We start from the raw sequence: 15924 nt of genomic DNA, 5'->3' as shown, positions 1-15924 counted from the left end.
GGCTCAGTCGGCGGCGAGTTCGACGGAACGGCCCGAGTTCGCGGACTCGACGACGGCCTCGGCGACCCGCAGCGTGACGAGGCCCTCGCGCATGGTCACGGTGTTCTCGGACCGGCCGAGGATGGCATCGCGGAAGGCTTCGTGCTCGCTGCGCAGGGGTTCGCGCTTGGCGAGCGCAAACCTCGTCATCTCGCCCTCGGTCACGCCCCGGAAGGCGGCGACCGACTCCCACTCCGTCGCGTGCGTGCCGTTCGCGAAGAAGGTGAGATCGGCGCTCACCGTGTCGGCGACGAAGGCGCCGCGCTCGCCGGTGACGACCGTCACCCGTTCCTTCATCGGCGACAGCCAGTTGACCAGGTGATTGGTGATGGCGCCGCTCGCGAGCTGGCCGGTGGCGGAGACCATGTCCTCGTGCGGGCGGCCGCTGCGCGTCGTGGTCCGGGCGGCGATCGAGGTGTAGGCGGACTGGGCGAGCCAGGCGGTGAGGTCGATGTCGTGGGTGCCCAGGTCCTTGACGACCCCGACGTCGGCGATGCGGGCCGGGAAGGGGCCCTGCCGGCGGGTGGCGATCTGGTAGAGCTCGCCGAGCTCGCCGTCGGCCAGTCGCCGGCGGAGGTCCTGCAGCGCCGGATTGAACCGTTCGATGTGGCCCACGGCTCCGACGAGGCCGGCCGACTCGAAGGCGGCCGCGACGCGCTCGCCCGCCACGCTGTCGCTCGCGATCGGCTTCTCGACGAGCGTGTGCACGCCGGCCGAGGCGAGCTCGAGTGCGACGGCCTCGTGGAAGCCGGTCGGCACGGCGACGACGGCGGCGTCGATGCCCTGTTCGATGAGTGCGGCGACGGAGTCGAGCACCGGGAGTCCCCCCGCGACGCCGTGGGGGTCGCCCTGGGCGTCCGCGACCGCGACCAGTTCGACGCCGTCGAGTTCGCGCGCGACGCGCACGTGGTGGCGGCCCATCATCCCGAGGCCGATGACGCCGATGCGCAGGGCGGCCGTCATCACGAACCCGCCTTGGCGAGCGTGTTCACCGCGGTCACGATGCGCTCCAGCTCGTCGTCGCCGAGCGAGGGGTGCACCGGCAGCGAAAGCGCCTCCCGGGCCGCGCGCTCGGTCTCCGGGAGGTCGAGCTCCAGGCCGAAGGACGGCAGCCGGTGGTTGGGGATCGGGTAGTAGACCCCGGAGCCGATCGCGTACTCCTCGCGCAGGGCCGTCGCGAATCCGTCGCGGTCCTCCGGCACGCGGATCGTGTACTGGTGGTAGACGTGCTCGGCGCCCGCGGCGACGGGCGGCGTCGCGACGCCCTCGAGGTGGCGGTCGAGGAACGCCGCGTTGCGGCGACGCGTCTCCGTCCAACCCTCGACCTTCGTGAGCTGGACGCGCCCGATTGCGGCGTGCAGGTTCGTCATCCGCGCGTTGAAGCCGACGATCTCGTTCTCGTACTGCCGCTCCATGCCCTGATTGCGGAGCAGACGCAGCATCCGCTCGACCTCGGCCTCGCCGGTCGAGACCATGCCGCCCTCACCGCTCGTCATGTTCTTCGTCGGGTACAGGCTGAACATGGCGAATCGGCCGAACGTGCCGACCCGCCGGCCGTGCAGCGAGGCGCCGTGGGCCTGGGCCGCGTCCTCGAACACCGCCAGGTCGTGCGCCTCGGCGAGGCGTTCGAAGGCCACCATGTCGGCCGGGTGCCCGTAGAGGTGCACCGGCATGATGCCGACGGTGCGCTCGGTGAGCTTGGCCTCGACGTCGGCCGGGTCCAGGCAGAAGGTGTCCGGGTCGATGTCGGCGAACACCGGCGTGGCCCCGGTGAGCGCGACGGAGTTCGCGGTCGCGGCGAAGGTGAACGAGGGGACGATGACCTCGTCGCCCGGACCGACCCCGGCCGCGAGCAGCCCGAGGTGCTGGCCCGCGGTGCCCGAATTCACGGCGACGACGGCCCGGCCGTCGAGCAGGACGGACGAGAATTCCTGCTCGAACGCGGCGACCTCCGCCCCCTGCGCGAGCATGCCGGACGCGAGCACGGCGTCGACCGCCGCGCGCTCCTCGGCGCCGATGATGGGCTTGGCAGCGGGGATGAACTCCGTCATGACTGCTCCTCCCGCAGGTTCCCTGCGTCTTCGATGTAGCGTTCGCCCGTTCTCGGGCAGGTCCAGATGCCGTCCTCCGCCTGCTCCAGCGGAACGCCGGCCTTGCCGACCCAGCGGATCCGTCGGGCGGGGACCCCCGCCACGAGTGCGAAGTCGGGGACGTCCTTCGTGACGACGGAGCCGGCGGCGACCATCGCCCAGCGACCGATGGTCACGGGCGCGACGCAGACGGCGCGGGCGCCGATCGAGGCGCCGTCGCGGATCGCGACGCCGACGGGCGTCCAGTCGTCGGCGAGCTTCAACGTGCCGTCCGGCGTGACCGAGCGCGGGTAGGTGTCGTTCGTCAGCACCACCGCCGGGCCGATGAAGACGCCCTGGCCGAGCTCGGCCGGCTCGTACACGAGCGCGTAGTTCTGCACCTTGCAGGCGTCGCCCATGGTGACGCCCGTGCCGATGTACGCCCCGCGGCCGACGACGCAGTCGCGACCGAGCACGGCCCGCTCTCGAACCTGGGCGAGGTGCCAGATCTTCGTGCCCTCGCCGAGTTCGGCGTCGGGGGAGACGTCAGCGCTATCCGCGATCGTGGTCACCCGGGAGTCCTTTCGTAGCTCGCTCGACGCGATCGACGACCGCCCCGCGACGTCACGCGTCGCGGTCCCGTTCGTCGGAGCCGGCGTCGAGGCGGTCCAACTTTACCCGCAGCAGCGCAACCTCTTCTGCGAGGGTCCTGGTGCGGTCCTCGAGATCGGTGAGCTCTCCGGCGTGCTGCAGGTTGACGAAGAAGAGGATGACGATCGAGATGAAGAAGACGAAGTTCGTCGGCACCTCGATGCCGAGGAGCTGGGAGGCCCAGGTCAGGGTCGCCGGGAACACGCCGATCACGAGGGCGAGCAGGGCGGCGACGAACCACCAGACCGCGTGCCGCTCGCGCAGGCGCCGTCGGCGCAGGAGCTCGATCACCGAGGCGAGGGCGACGAGCCCGGCGACGATCCCGAGCAGATACGTGGCGAAGCTCATGATCCGGCTCCGTTCTTCGCAGCGGGTCGCTCCGGCACGGTGAGCCGCGGTCGGATGAGGGCGATGCAGAGCGCGGCGAACGCGCGGACGAGGTGGATCGCGGCCCGGAACGGATGCTGCGACGGACGGCCGCCGGAGCGCTGACGCATCTCCACCGGAACCTGGGTGATCCGCAGGCCGGCGCGAGCGGCGATCACGAGCGCCTCGACCGTGTCGCCCAGGTACTCGGCGGGGTAGTGGCGTGCGAAGAGCGCGACCGCCCGCGGCCCCATGGCCTTGAAGCCGCTCGTCGTGTCGGTGAGCCTCGTGCGGCTGACCCGGCCGAGAATGCCGGCGAGGACGGTCATCGCCCATCGCCGCGGTCCCTTCGCCTCGTAGTCGCCCTTGCCTGCGAACCGGGCGCCGATGACGATGTCGGCCTCGGCGAGGCCGTCGAGGAGCTCGGGTACGGCGCCGGGGTCGTGCTGCCCGTCGGCGTCGATCTGGACGACGCGGTCGTAGCCGTGCTCGAGCGCGTAGCGGAAGCCGGCGCGCATCGCCCCGCCGACGCCGAGGTTGAAGGGGAGCACGAGCACCTCGGCGCCCGCAGCGCGGGCGACGGCGGCCGTCAGGTCGGTGGACCCGTCGTCGACGACGAGGCGGTCGATGTCGGGCAGCACGCGCGCGATCTCGGCGAGCACCTCCCCGACGCTGTCCGCCTCGTTGAGGGCGGGCAGCACGAGCAGGGTCCGGCCGTCGCGGGGATCACGGGCGCTCATCGCCGGTTCCGCTCTTCGGTCGCCGCAGCGTGCGCCGCGGCGGCGGGGAGGCCGTAGACGCAGGCCTGCGCCGGGGTCCGCCGAACGGACTTCCACGCGGTGAACAGGCCGTCGCGCTCGGCGGCGACCACCAGGTCCGCGTTCCGGAGCAGCTCCGAGATCGCGGGATCGCGTCGCACCGCCCGCCAGAGACGCCGGCCGCCGTCCCACGGCGTCAGGCGGAAGACGGTACGCCCGGCCGCGGAGCCCCAGAGCAGTCGGCGGACCGCCGCCCCGACCCCGCCGAGCCGGAGGTCGACGTGGTGCGCGGACACCGCGGCGGGCGCCGCCGCGCCGCGGGGGAGGACGAGGTCGACGCGGCCGTCCGCAGCCCAGGAGAGATCCAGGTCGCGGGTCACGGCCCCGGTCGGGCTGAGGACGACGATCCGGCGGGTCATCTGCTGCCTCCGTTCCGTGCGACCGCGCGTTCGAGCGCGGCGAGCCGCGGAGCGAGCTGGCGGGAGCGTTCGAACTGGGACGCCCAGCGCTGCGCCGCCCGGCGGTCGTCGTCCGTCTGGGCGAGAGCCGCTTCGGCCGCCCGTTCGAGCGTGGTCGCGACCTCGTCCGGGCCGAGCCCGGGAGTCGGGAACCAGACGGGCGAGTCGCGGAGCACGTCGCTCGCCGCGTTGCCGGGATCGTGGATGGAGGCGATGGGGATGCCGGTGGCGGCGTACTCGAAGACTTTGCCGCTCGTCACGTACTTGCCCGTTCCGAGGACGAGCAGCAGCGCGTCGAGCCGGGCGTAGGTGTCGGAGATCGTGGCTTTCCCGACGGGGCCGAGGTGTCGCACGCCGTGCTCGGCGTTGTCGCGGATCGCGTCGACGACCGACTGGTTCGGGATGCCGGAATGGTCGAGGTAGCCGTAGAGCTCGAGCTCGGAACGGGCGAGGAGCTCCGAACGTTCCCTGGCGAGCCGCCAGCCGGCGAGGAGAGCTTCGACGGGCACGTGCGAGGAGATGGTGCCGATGTAGCCGAGCCGGAGCCCGGTCTCTCGGCCGGCGCGGACCGGGGGGAGCCGCTCGGCGAAGGCTGCCTCGAACCCGTTCGCGACGACGTGCATGCGCGCGGCGGCGTTCGGGTACAGGGCGCGGTGCCAGTCGAGGATCGGCTCGTTGACGAACCAGACCTCGTGGGCGGACTCGACGAGTCGTCGCTCCCACTGGTCGATCGCGGAGCCGGGGGCGCTCAGCCGGCGGCCGGAGAACACGTCGAGCTGCCAGGCGTCCCGATAGTCCATCACGTACGGCACACCGTGATCGGTGTGCAACCGGTGCCCGGCGAGGAAGTCGACGTGCGGGTTCGCCGTGGCCACGACGAGGTCGACCGGGTCGTTCGCGTGCAGCTCGAGCGCCGCACGCTCGAGCGGTTCGCGCCATCCGCCGTAGCCGCGCTCGGGGAACCGCCGCAGATCGCGACGGTTGCGCAGCGTCGCCCAGATCTCCGGCGCCGCTGCGCGCGCGTACGACCAGCGCGAGATGTCGACGTCGTAGGCCGGGCTCGAGAACGGCAGGCGGACGACCGAGATGCGCTCGTCGATCAGCGGTTCGAGCGTCGGGTCGATGCCGGTGCCGGTGACGAAGACGTCGCGCTCGGCGGTGAGGACGGTCACGCGCCAGCCTCGCTCGGCGAACGCGTTCGCCGTCGCGAGCGCTCGGTAGACGCCGCCGCTGCGCGCCGGCGGGTAGCCCCAGGCGACGTACAGCAGATGGGGGGCTCGTTCTTCGCTCACTTCATCCCGTCGCTCGGTTGTCATGCAGTCGTGCGGCCTCCGATCGCAGCGACAAGGAGTCTAGCCGCCCCACCGGGGCGGGGGCTCATTCCGCGCCGATGCCGCGGTACAGCGCACGGAGCGCGGCGACGCGACCCGGCACGTCGTGGTGGGCGGAGACCCAGTTCCGCCCGGCCGCTGCCGCCGAGGCCGCCTCCGGATCGGCGAGGATCGACTCGACGGCGGCGACGGTCTCCGCGGGGAGCGCCGCCCGGGTCACCGGGACGTCGGAGGGCGACGACGGATGCGGCGCCATGACGAGGGGCACGCCGATGCCGAGCACCTCCAGCTCGCTGATCGCGAGGACGCCGGCCGGCTGGCCGACCGCGGCATGCGCCCCCGCGAGCCAGCGCAGGTACTCCGGTTTCGCGGTCCTCGGCCGGAGCCGGACGCCGAGCTCGGCGGCGCGGGCCGCCGAGTCGCCCCAGTCGAGCCCCTCGAGGCGGACGTGAGGGAGGGCCTCGCGCAGCGCCGCGGCGATCGCGAGCTGTCGCTCGGCATCCTTCGAGGCGTCCCAGCGGGACGGGAACACGACGAGCGGCGTCTTCGCCGGCCGCCACTCCGGCAGCGCCGAGACGTCGATCGGATTCGCGAAGTACACGGCGTCCGACCTGGCCGCTCTGGCGTGCTCGGCGAGATCCGGCGTCGAGTACAGCACGGCGGCGGCGCCGTCCGCCGCCGCCTGCATCACGTCGTGCGCGTACGGCTGGTGGAAGTGGTGGCGGATGTCCGTGCCGTGGAAGTGCAGCACGTACGGCCGACGCGGCCAGAGCTCGAGGTACTTGACCCGACGGCCGTAGTGCAGATGGATGAGGTCCGAGCGCAGCTCGTACGCGACCCGACGACCGTGCCAGGCGGCTGCGCCGGCCACCCGCGGAACGAGCTGCGCGTCCCGGCTGAGATCGCGGGCATCGAGGTGCCACCAGCGCCGGCCGCTCGAGCGTCCGGCCGTGGTCAGCGTCCGTGCGACGCCCGCGGCATCGAAGAGGTGGGTGACCGCGGGGTCCCGTTCGGGGCGGGTCACTCCTGCTCCGAACGCGGAGCGAGCCCGGCGAGTGCCGCCTGCACGGCGAAGTCGGGGACCGCGCTCACGACCTCGTCGAACGCGCCGTGCGCCTCGAGGCGGCCCGCCTTGAAGAAGAAGACGATGTCGGCGTCGCGGATGGTGGCGAGCCGGTGGGCGACCGTGATGACCGTGACCTCGTTGCCGATCTCCTGGATCGCCTCCGTGATCGCCGCCTCGGTGGAGGTGTCGAGCGCGCTCGTCGCCTCGTCCATCACGAGCACGCTCGGGTCGTTGTAGAGCGCCCTGGCGATGCCGAGCCGCTGGCGCTGCCCGCCGGAGAGGGCCATGCCGCGCTCGCCGATGCGGCCCTCGATGCCGTCTTCGCGCGCCTCGACGAGGGGACGCAGTTGCGCGCGGTCGAGCGCGCGCAGCACGCGCTGCTCGTCGATGCCGTCAGCCCCCCAGTTCAGGGCGACGTTCTGCGCGATGGTCGCGTCGAAGAGGGCGACCTCCTGCGGGACGTAGCCGATCGAGGAGCGCCAGGCGTTCAGGACCGAGCCGAGGGGTCGACCGCCGATCGTGATCTCGCCCGAGGTCGGTCGCAGCAGTCCGAGCACCATGTCGACGGCGGTCGACTTGCCGGCACCGGATGCCCCGACGAGCGCGATGTGCGAGCCCGCCGGGATCTCGAGCGAGACGTCGCGGAGCGCGGGCTCGCCACCGGGCAGGTAGGCGAACGAGACGTCGTCGAAGCTGATGGTGCGCTCGGCGCGGGGCGGGAGCTCGGCGGTGTCCGCCGTGGGGGTCTCGAGCTTGCGGGTCTCCGACTTGTGGATCTCCTCGATCACCAGCTCGGCGAACGGGGCGTTCGAGTGCATCTGGTTGAGGATGGCCTGGAAGCGCGTGAGCGAGGGGACGATCCGGAACCCGGCCACCGCGAAGAGGGCGATCGCGCTGATCGCGCCGGTGAGCCCGCCCGTCATCCAGCCCACGCCGCCGACGAGGGCGAAGCCGATGATCAGAGCCGATTCGAGCACGAATCGGGGGACCACGCTCAGGAAGGAGACGGACGCGCGCGCCCGCGAGGCGATCGTCCGGTTCTCGTGCACCGCGGTCTCGACTCCCGAGGTCGCCCCGCGCAGCGTGATCTCCTTCAGCGTCGCGACGGCCTCGGTGATGAGCCTGGAGGCGCGGAAGGAGTACTCGCGGTTCACCCGGCCGTGGTGAACCGATCGCTTGGCGATCACGCGCGAGAGCAGGAGGGCGATGAGCCCCAGGTAGACGAGGGTGGTCACGGCGGTGGCCGGCTGCGCGACGAGGAGCACGACGATGACCGCGGCGGAGGAGACCACCTCGCTCACGAGGCTGCTCGCCGGGATGAGGACGCCGTAGACGGTCGCGTTCACGCCCTGATCCACGGAGCGGACGATGTCGGCCGAGTTCATCCTGACTCGCTCGGCCCACGGCGTGCTCAGGTAGGCCGCCAGCAGCTTGTCGCCGACGGCGACCTCGTGCGCGGCGAAGCGGCTGGTGCCGATGCGCACGACGAGCACGTTGAGCGCGGACTTCAGCACGATGACGAGCGCGATGATCGCGATGATCACGAGGTACTGGTCCATCGTGGACACGCTGCCCACGAGCGGCAGGTGCGTCGGCTGGCCAGAGATCATGCCCGGCAGCACCACGGCGAGCAGGCCGAGCGCGACCACGTCGAGCACCGCGAGGCTGACGGTCGCCACGGTGTACCGGACCAGGAAGGCCTTCGAGCCTGCGGGGAGCGCGTCGAGGACCCGCATGACGATGGCGAAGATGGACATTGCGTGGAGACTCCTCGAGTTGCGGGACGGAAGGTCCGCGCGGATCCCCGCCATCATAGTTCGCCCGACCCGGGCGATCCCCGGCCGAGGGCCGCCGCCGCATAGAATCGTCCGGTGAAGGTTCTGAGCGTCGTCGGCGCACGCCCCCAGTTCGTCAAGCTGGCTCCGATCGCGAGCGCGGCCGCTGAGGCCGGAGTGGAGCACCTCATCGTGCACACCGGCCAGCACTACGATCCGCTCCTGTCGGACGTCTTCTTCGAGGATCTCTCGATCCCGAAGCCGACCGTGCACCTCGGAGTGGGCTCGGGGAGTCACGGCGTCCAGACCGGCGCGATGCTCGGGGCCATGGACGCCGTGCTCGACGAGCACCGGCCCGACTGGGTCCTCGTGTACGGCGACACGAACTCCACGCTCGCCGCCGCGGTCAGTGCGGTGAAGCTCCACTTCAAGGTGGCGCACCTCGAGGCCGGGCTGCGCTCGTTCAACAGACGGATGCCGGAGGAGCACAACCGCGTCCTGACCGACCACGCCGCCGACCTCTGCCTCGCGCCGACCGAGGTCGCGATGCGCCACCTGGCCGACGAGGGACTCGCCGACCGGTCGATCGTGGTCGGCGACGTCATGACCGACGTCCTGTACCAGGTGCGGGACCGGGTGCTCGCGGCGGATGCCGTCGGCCTCCCCGGGTACGCGGCGGGCGAGTACTACCTCGCGACGATCCACCGCGCCGAGAACACCGACGACCCCGCCCGGCTCCGAGCCATCCTCGAGTCGCTCGGCCGGCTCGATCGGCCCGTCGTGGTGATGGCGCATCCCCGGCTCGTGGCGAAGTGCGCGGAGCACGGCATCCCGCTCGAGCAGGGCGCCCTGTTGGCGCACCCGCCCCTGCGCTACCCGGACCTCGTCGCGGCGACCATGTCGAGCGCCGGCGTCGTCACCGACTCCGGCGGGCTGCAGAAGGAGGCCTTCCTCCTCCGTGTGCCGTGCACCACCGTCCGCACCGAGACGGAGTGGGTCGAGACCGTCGAGCTCGGCTGGAACCGGCTCGCCGCCGATCCCGCGGACGTCGCCGCGGCCGTCGCCCGCCCGCGGCCGGCCGACACCGACGCCGAGCCGTACGGCGACGGCCGCGCCGCCGCCCGGGTGATCGCCGCGCTGTCCGAGTGGTCGGCCGGGTAGTCCCCGTGCCGACCGTGGACGTCGTCGTTCCGGTCCACCGACTGGACCGGCCGATCGATCGCGCCGTCGCCTCGGCGCTGCGCGAGGCGGAGACGAGCCGCGTGATCGTCGTGGGTCACGAGCTGTCGGCCGAACGGGTCCGCGCGCGCCTGGGTGAGACGGCGGGCGACCCGCGCGTCGAGGTGATCGCGCACCACGACGGCGTACCGAGCCCCGCCGGCCCGGTGAACGCCGGGCTCGAACGGGCGACCGCGGACTTCGTCATCCGCCTCGATTCCGACGACGAGTTCGAGCCCGGCCTGCTCGCCTCATTGCTCGCCGCGCAGCGTGCCGGCGGCGCGTCCGTCGCGATCCCGCTCATCCGGCGGAACGGCGCGACGCCGCTGCTCTCCCCGCTCGCGCGCGCCGGCGACCGCGCGCTGCTCGACCCGATCGCCGATCGACTCGTCTACCGGACGCACACCTTCGCGCTCGTCGACCGGCGGCGCTTCCCGTCGCTCCGGCTCAGCGTGGGGCTCGCGACGGGGGAGGACGTGGAGTACGCGATCGCGCTGTGGTTCTCGGGGCGCGGCGTGGCGTTCGCCCGCAGCGGGCCGGCCTACCGCCTGAACGACGACGCCGGTGAACGCGTCACGACCACCCGACGACCCGTCGCGGACGATCTCGCGTGCGTGCTGCGACTGCTCGACTCGCCCACGTTCAGCCGGCTGCCGCGGCGGGCACAGCGGGCGGTGGCCACGAAGCTGCTGCGCAACCACGTCCTGCAGACGGCCAGGAACCGGCCGACGCCGGCCGAGTGGTCGGCGGCCGACCGCGTCGCCGTCGCCCGGACGGTCGCGGCGATCCGCACGGCGGCGCCTTCGGCCGCTGCGCCGCTGTCGATCGCGGAGCGCCGGATCCTTCGCGCGCTCGCCGACCCGGACGCGGAGCTCGCCGCCGTGCTCGCGTTCGCGCGCCGTCCGCGGCGTCTGCACGAGCTGCTGCTCACGGCGGATCCGTCACGGCTGCTCGCCAGGGACGCGCCGCTGCGCATGCACCGCGCCGCGAGGGCCCTCTCCAGCGCCGCTGCTCGCGGCTGAAGCGCCGTCTGCGGGATCGAGCCGCTGCGGACCGGGCTACTGGTGGAAGGTCTTCCGCCACGCGTCCGGCGAGGTGATCTCCGGCAGCGCCTCCCGGTAGCGCGCAGACAGCTCCGGCCAGCGCCGCTTGATCTCCCGGTGGAGACGACGGCTCTCGCGGAGCATCTTGCGGAAGCGCGCCGGGTTCCTGGTGTAGCGAACCTTGCCCGTCCCGTCAGCGGTCGACACGAGCGCGCTGTCGTAGAAGGGGAGGCGGAACCAGGCGCCGTCGCGCTTGGCCAGCTCGACCTGCGGGGCCTCGATGTTGCGCGGGGCCGGCCTGGTGAAGGCCTGCCGGAGCGTCATGCGCGCGGTGAACAGCACGAGCGCGAGGCCGCGGGGCCCCTTGGCGGGCTTGCCGTCGGGCCCGAGCGGGAAGACCTTCTTGCCCTCCACCGTGCGCGGGATCGCGTCCTCGCGGAGCACGGTCTTCTCGGGGAAGGATGCGGCCGTCTCCCGAAGCGAACCGAGGATCGTCGGCAACTCCTGCTGCATGTGCTCCGGGCCGCGGAGGACGTCGCGGAGGGCGCGGTGGCGCAGGGTCACCGGGTAGTACTGCATGGCCAGCAGATGGCGGATGTCCCAGCGGAAGCTGTCGCCGGTGATCCGACCGCCGTCGGGGAACGGCGAGTGCAGCAGCGCCGCCACGAACCGGTTCCGCGCGTGGAAGTACGCCTGCCAGTCGATCGAGTCGTCCTTGTCGAGCCAGGACACGTGCCAGAGTGCGGCTCCGGGGAGCGTCACGGTCGGGAAGCCGTGCGCGCCGGCGCGCAGGCAGTACTCGGCGTCGTCCCACTTGATGAACGCCGGAAGCGAGAGGCCGGCCGCCCGGATCGCCGCGACCGGGATCAGGCAGAACCACCAGCCGTTGTAGTCGGCGTCCATCCGTGCGTGCATCCACTTCGTCTGCCGGACGTTGCTGAACCGGAAGTCGTGGGGCACCTGATCGTGCGGCTGCGCATGCCACATGAACGGCCCGAGATCCATGGTCTCCGCGAAGGCGTGCATCACCGGCCGGTCGAGCAGGTCGAACATGTGGCCGCCGACGAGGACGGGCTTCGTCGCGTACCGCGCGAACCGGATGCTGCGCGCGATGCTCTCCGGCTCGATGGTGACGTCGTCGTCCAGCAGGATCAGGAACTCGGCGGCGCCGGCCTCGAGCGTCTCGAGCATCGACCGGGCGAACCCGCCGGACCCGCCGAGATTGGGCTGCTCGATCAGCTGCAGGCGATCGCCGAGCCGTTCGGAGAGCTGCGGGTACTCCTCGCGGTCCGCGACGAGCGCGGTGCCCTGGTCGACCACGTAGACGCGGTCGACGAGTTCGTCGAGCGAGCCGTCCGCCGCGATCGCGTCGAGGGTCCGCACGCAGAAGTCCGGCTTGTTCATCGTGGTGATGCCGATCGAGGCCGTGCCCTGCCGCGGCGGCGCAGCGTCGGTCTCCCACACCGCTTCGCGGAGCACGACGTCGCTGCGGCCCGCGACGATGTCGAACCAGTACCATCCGCCGTCGCCGAAGGTCGTGACCGGCAGATCGATGCGCAACTCGGTGCTGCCCCGCAGGGCTTCGCTGGCGACCCGCTGGGGGACGCCCTGCGCGGTGGAGCGGTACACGAGCAGCGTCCCGTCGCCCTCGAGCTCCGCGCGCAGCCGGATTCGGTCGACCACGGTCCAGTGCTGCCAGTAGGAGGCCGGGAAGGCGTTGAAGTACCCGGCGAACGACATCCGTTCGCCGGCCGCGACCCGGAAGGAGCGGCGACCGAGCACGTCGTCGATGTGCGCGCGGTCGCTGACCCGAACCTCGCGGGCCCCGAAGCGAGCCCAGACATCGGCGTCGATGTAGAGCGGCAGCACGTCGGGATCGCCGTCCTGCGGGAAGACGACGCGCTGCAGTTCGGCCCAATCAGCTGACACGATAGTGGTTCTCCGGGAATCGAGGTCGGTGCCCGGTTCGACCGGGCGCGACTACGAGCCTAGTGCCGCGCCTCGTCGAATCCTGGGAAGCAGTCGTGCCAGCTGGATGCCGAGCACGCAGAGCTCCGCGATCGCGAGGCCCCAGGCGACCCCGGCTGCGCCGAACGCGAGCATGAGGGGGTACATGCAGATCGTGCCGACGATCGCGCCGACGATGGTGCTCGATGCGAGCACTCGTTCGAGCCCCAGCGCGGTCAGGCAGGCGAAGCCGGTCAGCTGCGACGCGAGGATCGCCGCGAGGTTCACGCCCATGGGCACCGCGAGTGCGTAGCTCAGGTCGAGCGACCAGCCGGAGAGCACGAGGCCGATCCACGGGCCCGCGACCGCGTAGACGGCCCCGCCGAGTGCGCCGAGACCGAGCGCGACGGCCGTCACCCGGCGGGCGCGGGCCGCGCGCACCGCAGGATCGGGGTTCGGCACCCAGCCCTGCGCCACCTGCACCACCGGGCGAGTGGCGTACAGCGCCAGGCGCACGATCCGCTCGGCGAGCGCGTACGCGGCGGTCGCCTGCGGCAGGAAGAGCTGCACGAGCACGATCGGGACGTTGAGGTACACCGAGGAGGTCGCGGACATCGCGACGGGCGCCGCCTGGCCCCTGAGGTTCCGCGCGGCCCGCAGCGGAGACGCGCTGAAGGTCCAGCCGGGGTGCCGGCGCAGGATGTCCCAACTGGAGATCAGGGCGGCGAGGAGCACGCCCGACAGCTGGATGGCGGCGAACCAGCTGGCGTCCTTCGTCACGATCAGCGCGACGGCTCCCGCCACGGTGCCGGCGATCCGCGGCGCCGTGTCGAGGAGCAGGAAGCGCATCGGGCTCGATTCGCCGACGTAGAACCAGCTGGCACCGAGGCTGACCAGCGTGCCGCTCGCGACGGTCAGCGCCGCGAGCAGCGCCTGATCCGGGACGAGGGCGATCGCGATGGCGATGGCGATCGGGACGATGAGGAGCGCGAGCCAGAGGCGGCTGAGCACCGAGTCGAAGAAGTACCCGCCGCGATCGGCCGGGTCGAGCTCGGCGACCCGGGTCGGGCCGACGACGCCCCAGCCGTACACGGCGAACACCGAGGCGAACCCCGCGACCGCCTGGGCGACGGCGATCGCGGCCCAGGCCTCGTCGCCCGCGGCGATGATCACGGTCGGGATCACGGCGAGGCTCACGATGCCGCTGAGGACGACGGACAGCCCGTAGCCGCCGGCGAACCGCGCGACGGTGCTCTTCTTCACGGGCAGCTCCTCGGGCCTGGTCGCGCGTCGTTCCGGCGCGCGGGTCGGTCCATTCTGCCCCACGGCGCCCGCCCGGCGAGCCTTCGGAGCGGCGGCCCCGGGAGCGACGGGCATAGACTGTGGGGTACGGGTGACGGCGAACGGCCGACGGGGGCATGGAGGTGCGATGTCTACTCTGCCGGTTCCCCGCGCCCTGCCGCGCCCGGTGACGGTCCGCCGTCGATGGCTCGAATGGCCGGCCGCACCCGGCGAACGCGAGCTCGACGTCGACGTCGAGATCGGCGGGGTCCGGCTCTGGTCGGGCAAGTCCGAGCGCCCCGGCCCGCGGATCCACCGGATGACCTGGCCGCGCGCGCTGCACCCCTACCTGAGCGGCAGCGGGGTGGTCGCGGTGCGCGCCGCCGGCGGCGAGGTGCTCGCGACCGGCCGCTACTCGCTCGGCGAGCCTCGGCTCGGGCGCGATCTCCGCTCGCTCGGCCAAGCGGGCCTCGTCGTGGACAAGTGGGGCAAGATCGCGAGCGCGCCGAGCCAGGATCTGCACTCGCTCCTGATCGACGGCCTCGAGCAGGTCATCACGGTCCTGCAGCACGGCGGCTACACCGTCAGCATCACCGGCGGCACCCTGCTCGGGGCCGTCCGCTCGGGAGAGATCATCGAGCGGGACGACGACGTCGACGTCTTCGTCTATCTGGGCGAACTCGGTCCGACCGACGTCTCGCTCGCGTCCTACCGCATCCAGCGCACGCTCGAATCCGCGTCGCACCGCGTCGTGCGGCACAGCGATGCGCACCTGCAGGTGATCATCACCGGCGAGCGGGGCACCGCCCACGTCGACGTGTTCCTCGGCTTCCACCACGACGGCACGTACCATCAGCCGATCGCGGTGCGCGGCGAGCTCCCGGTCGAGGCGATCCTCCCGCTCGGAACGGCGCGGCTCGCCGGGCGGGAGTTCCCGGCCGTCGCCGATCCGGAGCGCTGGCTCGCCCTCTGCTACGGGCCCGGCTGGCGCACTCCCGACCCGTCGTTCCGGTTCCGCACTCCGCCCTCGACGCGGCGCCGCTTCGAGAACTGGTTCGGCGTCTACGACCTCAACCGTCACTTCTGGGAGGACTGGATCGGCCGGGCCGCCGCCGGCTGGCACGCCGATGCGGAGCAGCTCGACCGCGTGGTGCCCCGCGGAGCGCGGATCATCGACCTCGGCAGCGGGATCGGCGAGAACTCCCGGCTGCTCGCCGAGCGCGGGCACCGGGTGCTCGCCGCCGACTATGCGCTCGGCGCCGTCTCGGCGGCCGAACAGCTCTCCGGCGGCCGCTTCGAGGTCCGTCGGGTGAATGCCGCCGACCGACGCGAGCTCCTCGCGCTGGGGGCGGAGGAGCTCCTGGCCGGCCACGCCCCGCACGTCCTGCTGAGCGATGTCCTCGCCTACCTCACCCGCTCGACACGGGCGAACGCGTTCCGGTTCCTGGAGCTGGTGCTCGGCCGGTCAGGGCGGGCGGTCGCGTCCTTCCCGGTGAACCCCTCGCTGCACTACGAGCACGCACGGCCCGACACCTGGCACCTCCCGCTCGCCTGGCTCGCCGAGGAGATCGCCGCCTTCGGCCTGGAGTTCGCGCTCCTCGGCACCGGGTATCGTCGGACGAGTGCCGGCCTGCGGAGGTTCGCCACCGTCGAACTCAGGAGGGCACGCGCGACGAGCGCGGTCACGTCCCGGAAGGAAGCGCAATGAGCAGAATCCGTCGAGCGGTGTCCAGGCTCGCGGGACGCCCGCGTCCGTCCCGGCCGGCGTCGTCGCCGGAGATCATGCGGCTCGAAGGAGAGATCGCCGAGCTCCGACGGGAACTCGACGAGCTCCGCTCCGAGGCGCGCCGCGCGGCCGAGCTGTACGACCTGGTGTTCGAGGGGATCCGTCGGGAGGACGCCGCCCGCTGACCGGGCGTTCC

15 protein-coding genes are annotated in these 15924 nt (G+C 72.4%); 4 read left to right on the top strand and 11 right to left on the bottom strand.

From position 1 onward, the window contains the following. Positions 1–3: 3 nt before the first annotated feature. The 9 genes from MTP13_RS17270 to MTP13_RS17230 form a co-directional block, all read right to left on the bottom strand. Positions 4–1002 (bottom strand): Gfo/Idh/MocA family protein, encoded by a 999-nt coding sequence (locus MTP13_RS17270; protein WP_243568877.1) that lies wholly within the window; start codon positions 1000–1002, stop codon positions 4–6. Then, a complete protein-coding gene (locus tag MTP13_RS17265; protein WP_243568876.1) occupies positions 1002–2090 on the bottom strand; it encodes a DegT/DnrJ/EryC1/StrS family aminotransferase in 1089 nt (362 codons plus the stop codon). The genes MTP13_RS17270 and MTP13_RS17265 overlap by 1 nt, the downstream gene beginning before the upstream one ends. Beyond that, the gene (locus MTP13_RS17260; protein WP_243568875.1) at positions 2087–2680 is read right to left on the bottom strand and encodes an acyltransferase; all 594 of its coding nucleotides are present in this window, start codon (positions 2678–2680) and stop codon (positions 2087–2089) included. Before MTP13_RS17260 ends, MTP13_RS17265 begins: the two co-directional genes overlap by 4 nt. Before the next feature lie 52 nt (positions 2681–2732). Further along, positions 2733–3107, bottom strand: a complete 375-nt coding sequence (locus MTP13_RS17255; protein WP_243568874.1) for a DUF2304 domain-containing protein — start codon at positions 3105–3107, stop codon at positions 2733–2735. After that, positions 3104–3865 carry a glycosyltransferase family 2 protein gene (locus tag MTP13_RS17250; protein WP_243568873.1) on the bottom strand — a complete coding sequence of 254 codons (762 nt, stop codon included), beginning with the start codon at positions 3863–3865 and terminating at the stop codon, positions 3104–3106. Before MTP13_RS17250 ends, MTP13_RS17255 begins: the two co-directional genes overlap by 4 nt. Beyond that, a complete protein-coding gene (locus MTP13_RS17245) occupies positions 3862–4302 on the bottom strand; it encodes a hypothetical protein (protein ID WP_243568872.1) in 441 nt (146 codons plus the stop codon). Before MTP13_RS17245 ends, MTP13_RS17250 begins: the two co-directional genes overlap by 4 nt. Next, positions 4299–5633: a glycosyltransferase family protein gene (locus MTP13_RS17240; RefSeq protein ID WP_243568871.1), complete on the bottom strand. Its 1335-nt coding sequence runs from the start codon at positions 5631–5633 to the stop codon at positions 4299–4301. The genes MTP13_RS17245 and MTP13_RS17240 overlap by 4 nt, the downstream gene beginning before the upstream one ends. Before the next feature lie 85 nt (positions 5634–5718). Further along, positions 5719–6696, bottom strand: coding sequence for a glycosyltransferase family protein (locus MTP13_RS17235; protein WP_243568870.1), 978 nt, complete (start codon positions 6694–6696; stop codon positions 5719–5721). After that, positions 6693–8495, bottom strand: a complete 1803-nt coding sequence (locus MTP13_RS17230) for an ABC transporter ATP-binding protein (protein ID WP_243568869.1) — start codon at positions 8493–8495, stop codon at positions 6693–6695. Before MTP13_RS17230 ends, MTP13_RS17235 begins: the two co-directional genes overlap by 4 nt. A gap of 114 nt (positions 8496–8609) precedes the next feature. On the opposite strand from MTP13_RS17230, the gene wecB reads away from it, so the two are divergent. Together wecB and MTP13_RS17220 are read left to right on the top strand one after the other, a co-directional pair. Beyond that, a complete protein-coding gene (gene wecB / locus MTP13_RS17225) occupies positions 8610–9674 on the top strand; it encodes a non-hydrolyzing UDP-N-acetylglucosamine 2-epimerase (protein WP_243568868.1) in 1065 nt (354 codons plus the stop codon). Between the two features lie 5 nt (positions 9675–9679). Continuing rightward, positions 9680–10753, top strand: coding sequence for a glycosyltransferase family 2 protein (locus tag MTP13_RS17220; RefSeq protein WP_243568867.1), 1074 nt, complete (start codon positions 9680–9682; stop codon positions 10751–10753). Positions 10754–10789: 36 nt separating this feature from the next. On the opposite strand, the gene MTP13_RS17215 is transcribed toward MTP13_RS17220, so the two are convergent. Further along, the gene (locus tag MTP13_RS17215; protein ID WP_243568866.1) at positions 10790–12703 is read right to left on the bottom strand and encodes a glycosyltransferase; all 1914 of its coding nucleotides are present in this window, start codon (positions 12701–12703) and stop codon (positions 10790–10792) included. A gap of 51 nt (positions 12704–12754) precedes the next feature. After that, entirely contained in the window at positions 12755–13984 is a 1230-nt protein-coding gene (locus tag MTP13_RS17210; protein ID WP_243568865.1) for a polysaccharide biosynthesis protein, read from the bottom strand. Between the two features lie 166 nt (positions 13985–14150). On the opposite strand from MTP13_RS17210, the gene MTP13_RS17205 reads away from it, so the two are divergent. Then, a complete protein-coding gene (locus MTP13_RS17205; protein WP_243568864.1) occupies positions 14151–15710 on the top strand; it encodes a class I SAM-dependent methyltransferase in 1560 nt (519 codons plus the stop codon). After that, on the top strand, positions 15707–15913 hold the full coding sequence (locus MTP13_RS17200; protein ID WP_243568863.1) for a hypothetical protein: 207 nt from the start codon (positions 15707–15709) through the stop codon (positions 15911–15913). The genes MTP13_RS17205 and MTP13_RS17200 overlap by 4 nt, the downstream gene beginning before the upstream one ends. Positions 15914–15924: the final 11 nt, after the last annotated feature.

The sequence above is a fragment of the Agromyces soli genome, assembly GCF_022811605.1.
Taxonomy (GTDB): Bacteria; Actinomycetota; Actinomycetes; order Actinomycetales; family Microbacteriaceae; genus Agromyces; species Agromyces soli.
This window is presented reverse-complemented; position numbering and strand designations above follow the sequence as displayed.

Excerpts from the sequence above, each read along its gene's own strand:
- MTP13_RS17255 (WP_243568874.1), bottom strand. The coding sequence starts at position 3,107 with ATGAGCTTCGCCACGTATCTGCTCGGGATCGTCGCCGGGCTCGTCGCC.
- MTP13_RS17265 (WP_243568876.1), bottom strand. The coding sequence starts at position 2,090 with ATGACGGAGTTCATCCCCGCTGCCAAGCCCATCATCGGCGCCGAGGAG.
- MTP13_RS17245 (WP_243568872.1), bottom strand. The coding sequence starts at position 4,302 with ATGACCCGCCGGATCGTCGTCCTCAGCCCGACCGGGGCCGTGACCCGC.
- MTP13_RS17200 (WP_243568863.1), top strand. The coding sequence starts at position 15,707 with ATGAGCAGAATCCGTCGAGCGGTGTCCAGGCTCGCGGGACGCCCGCGT.
- MTP13_RS17250 (WP_243568873.1), bottom strand. The coding sequence starts at position 3,865 with ATGAGCGCCCGTGATCCCCGCGACGGCCGGACCCTGCTCGTGCTGCCC.
- MTP13_RS17270 (WP_243568877.1), bottom strand. The coding sequence starts at position 1,002 with ATGACGGCCGCCCTGCGCATCGGCGTCATCGGCCTCGGGATGATGGGC.
- MTP13_RS17205 (WP_243568864.1), top strand. The coding sequence starts at position 14,151 with ATGTCTACTCTGCCGGTTCCCCGCGCCCTGCCGCGCCCGGTGACGGTC.
- MTP13_RS17230 (WP_243568869.1), bottom strand. The coding sequence starts at position 8,495 with ATGTCCATCTTCGCCATCGTCATGCGGGTCCTCGACGCGCTCCCCGCA.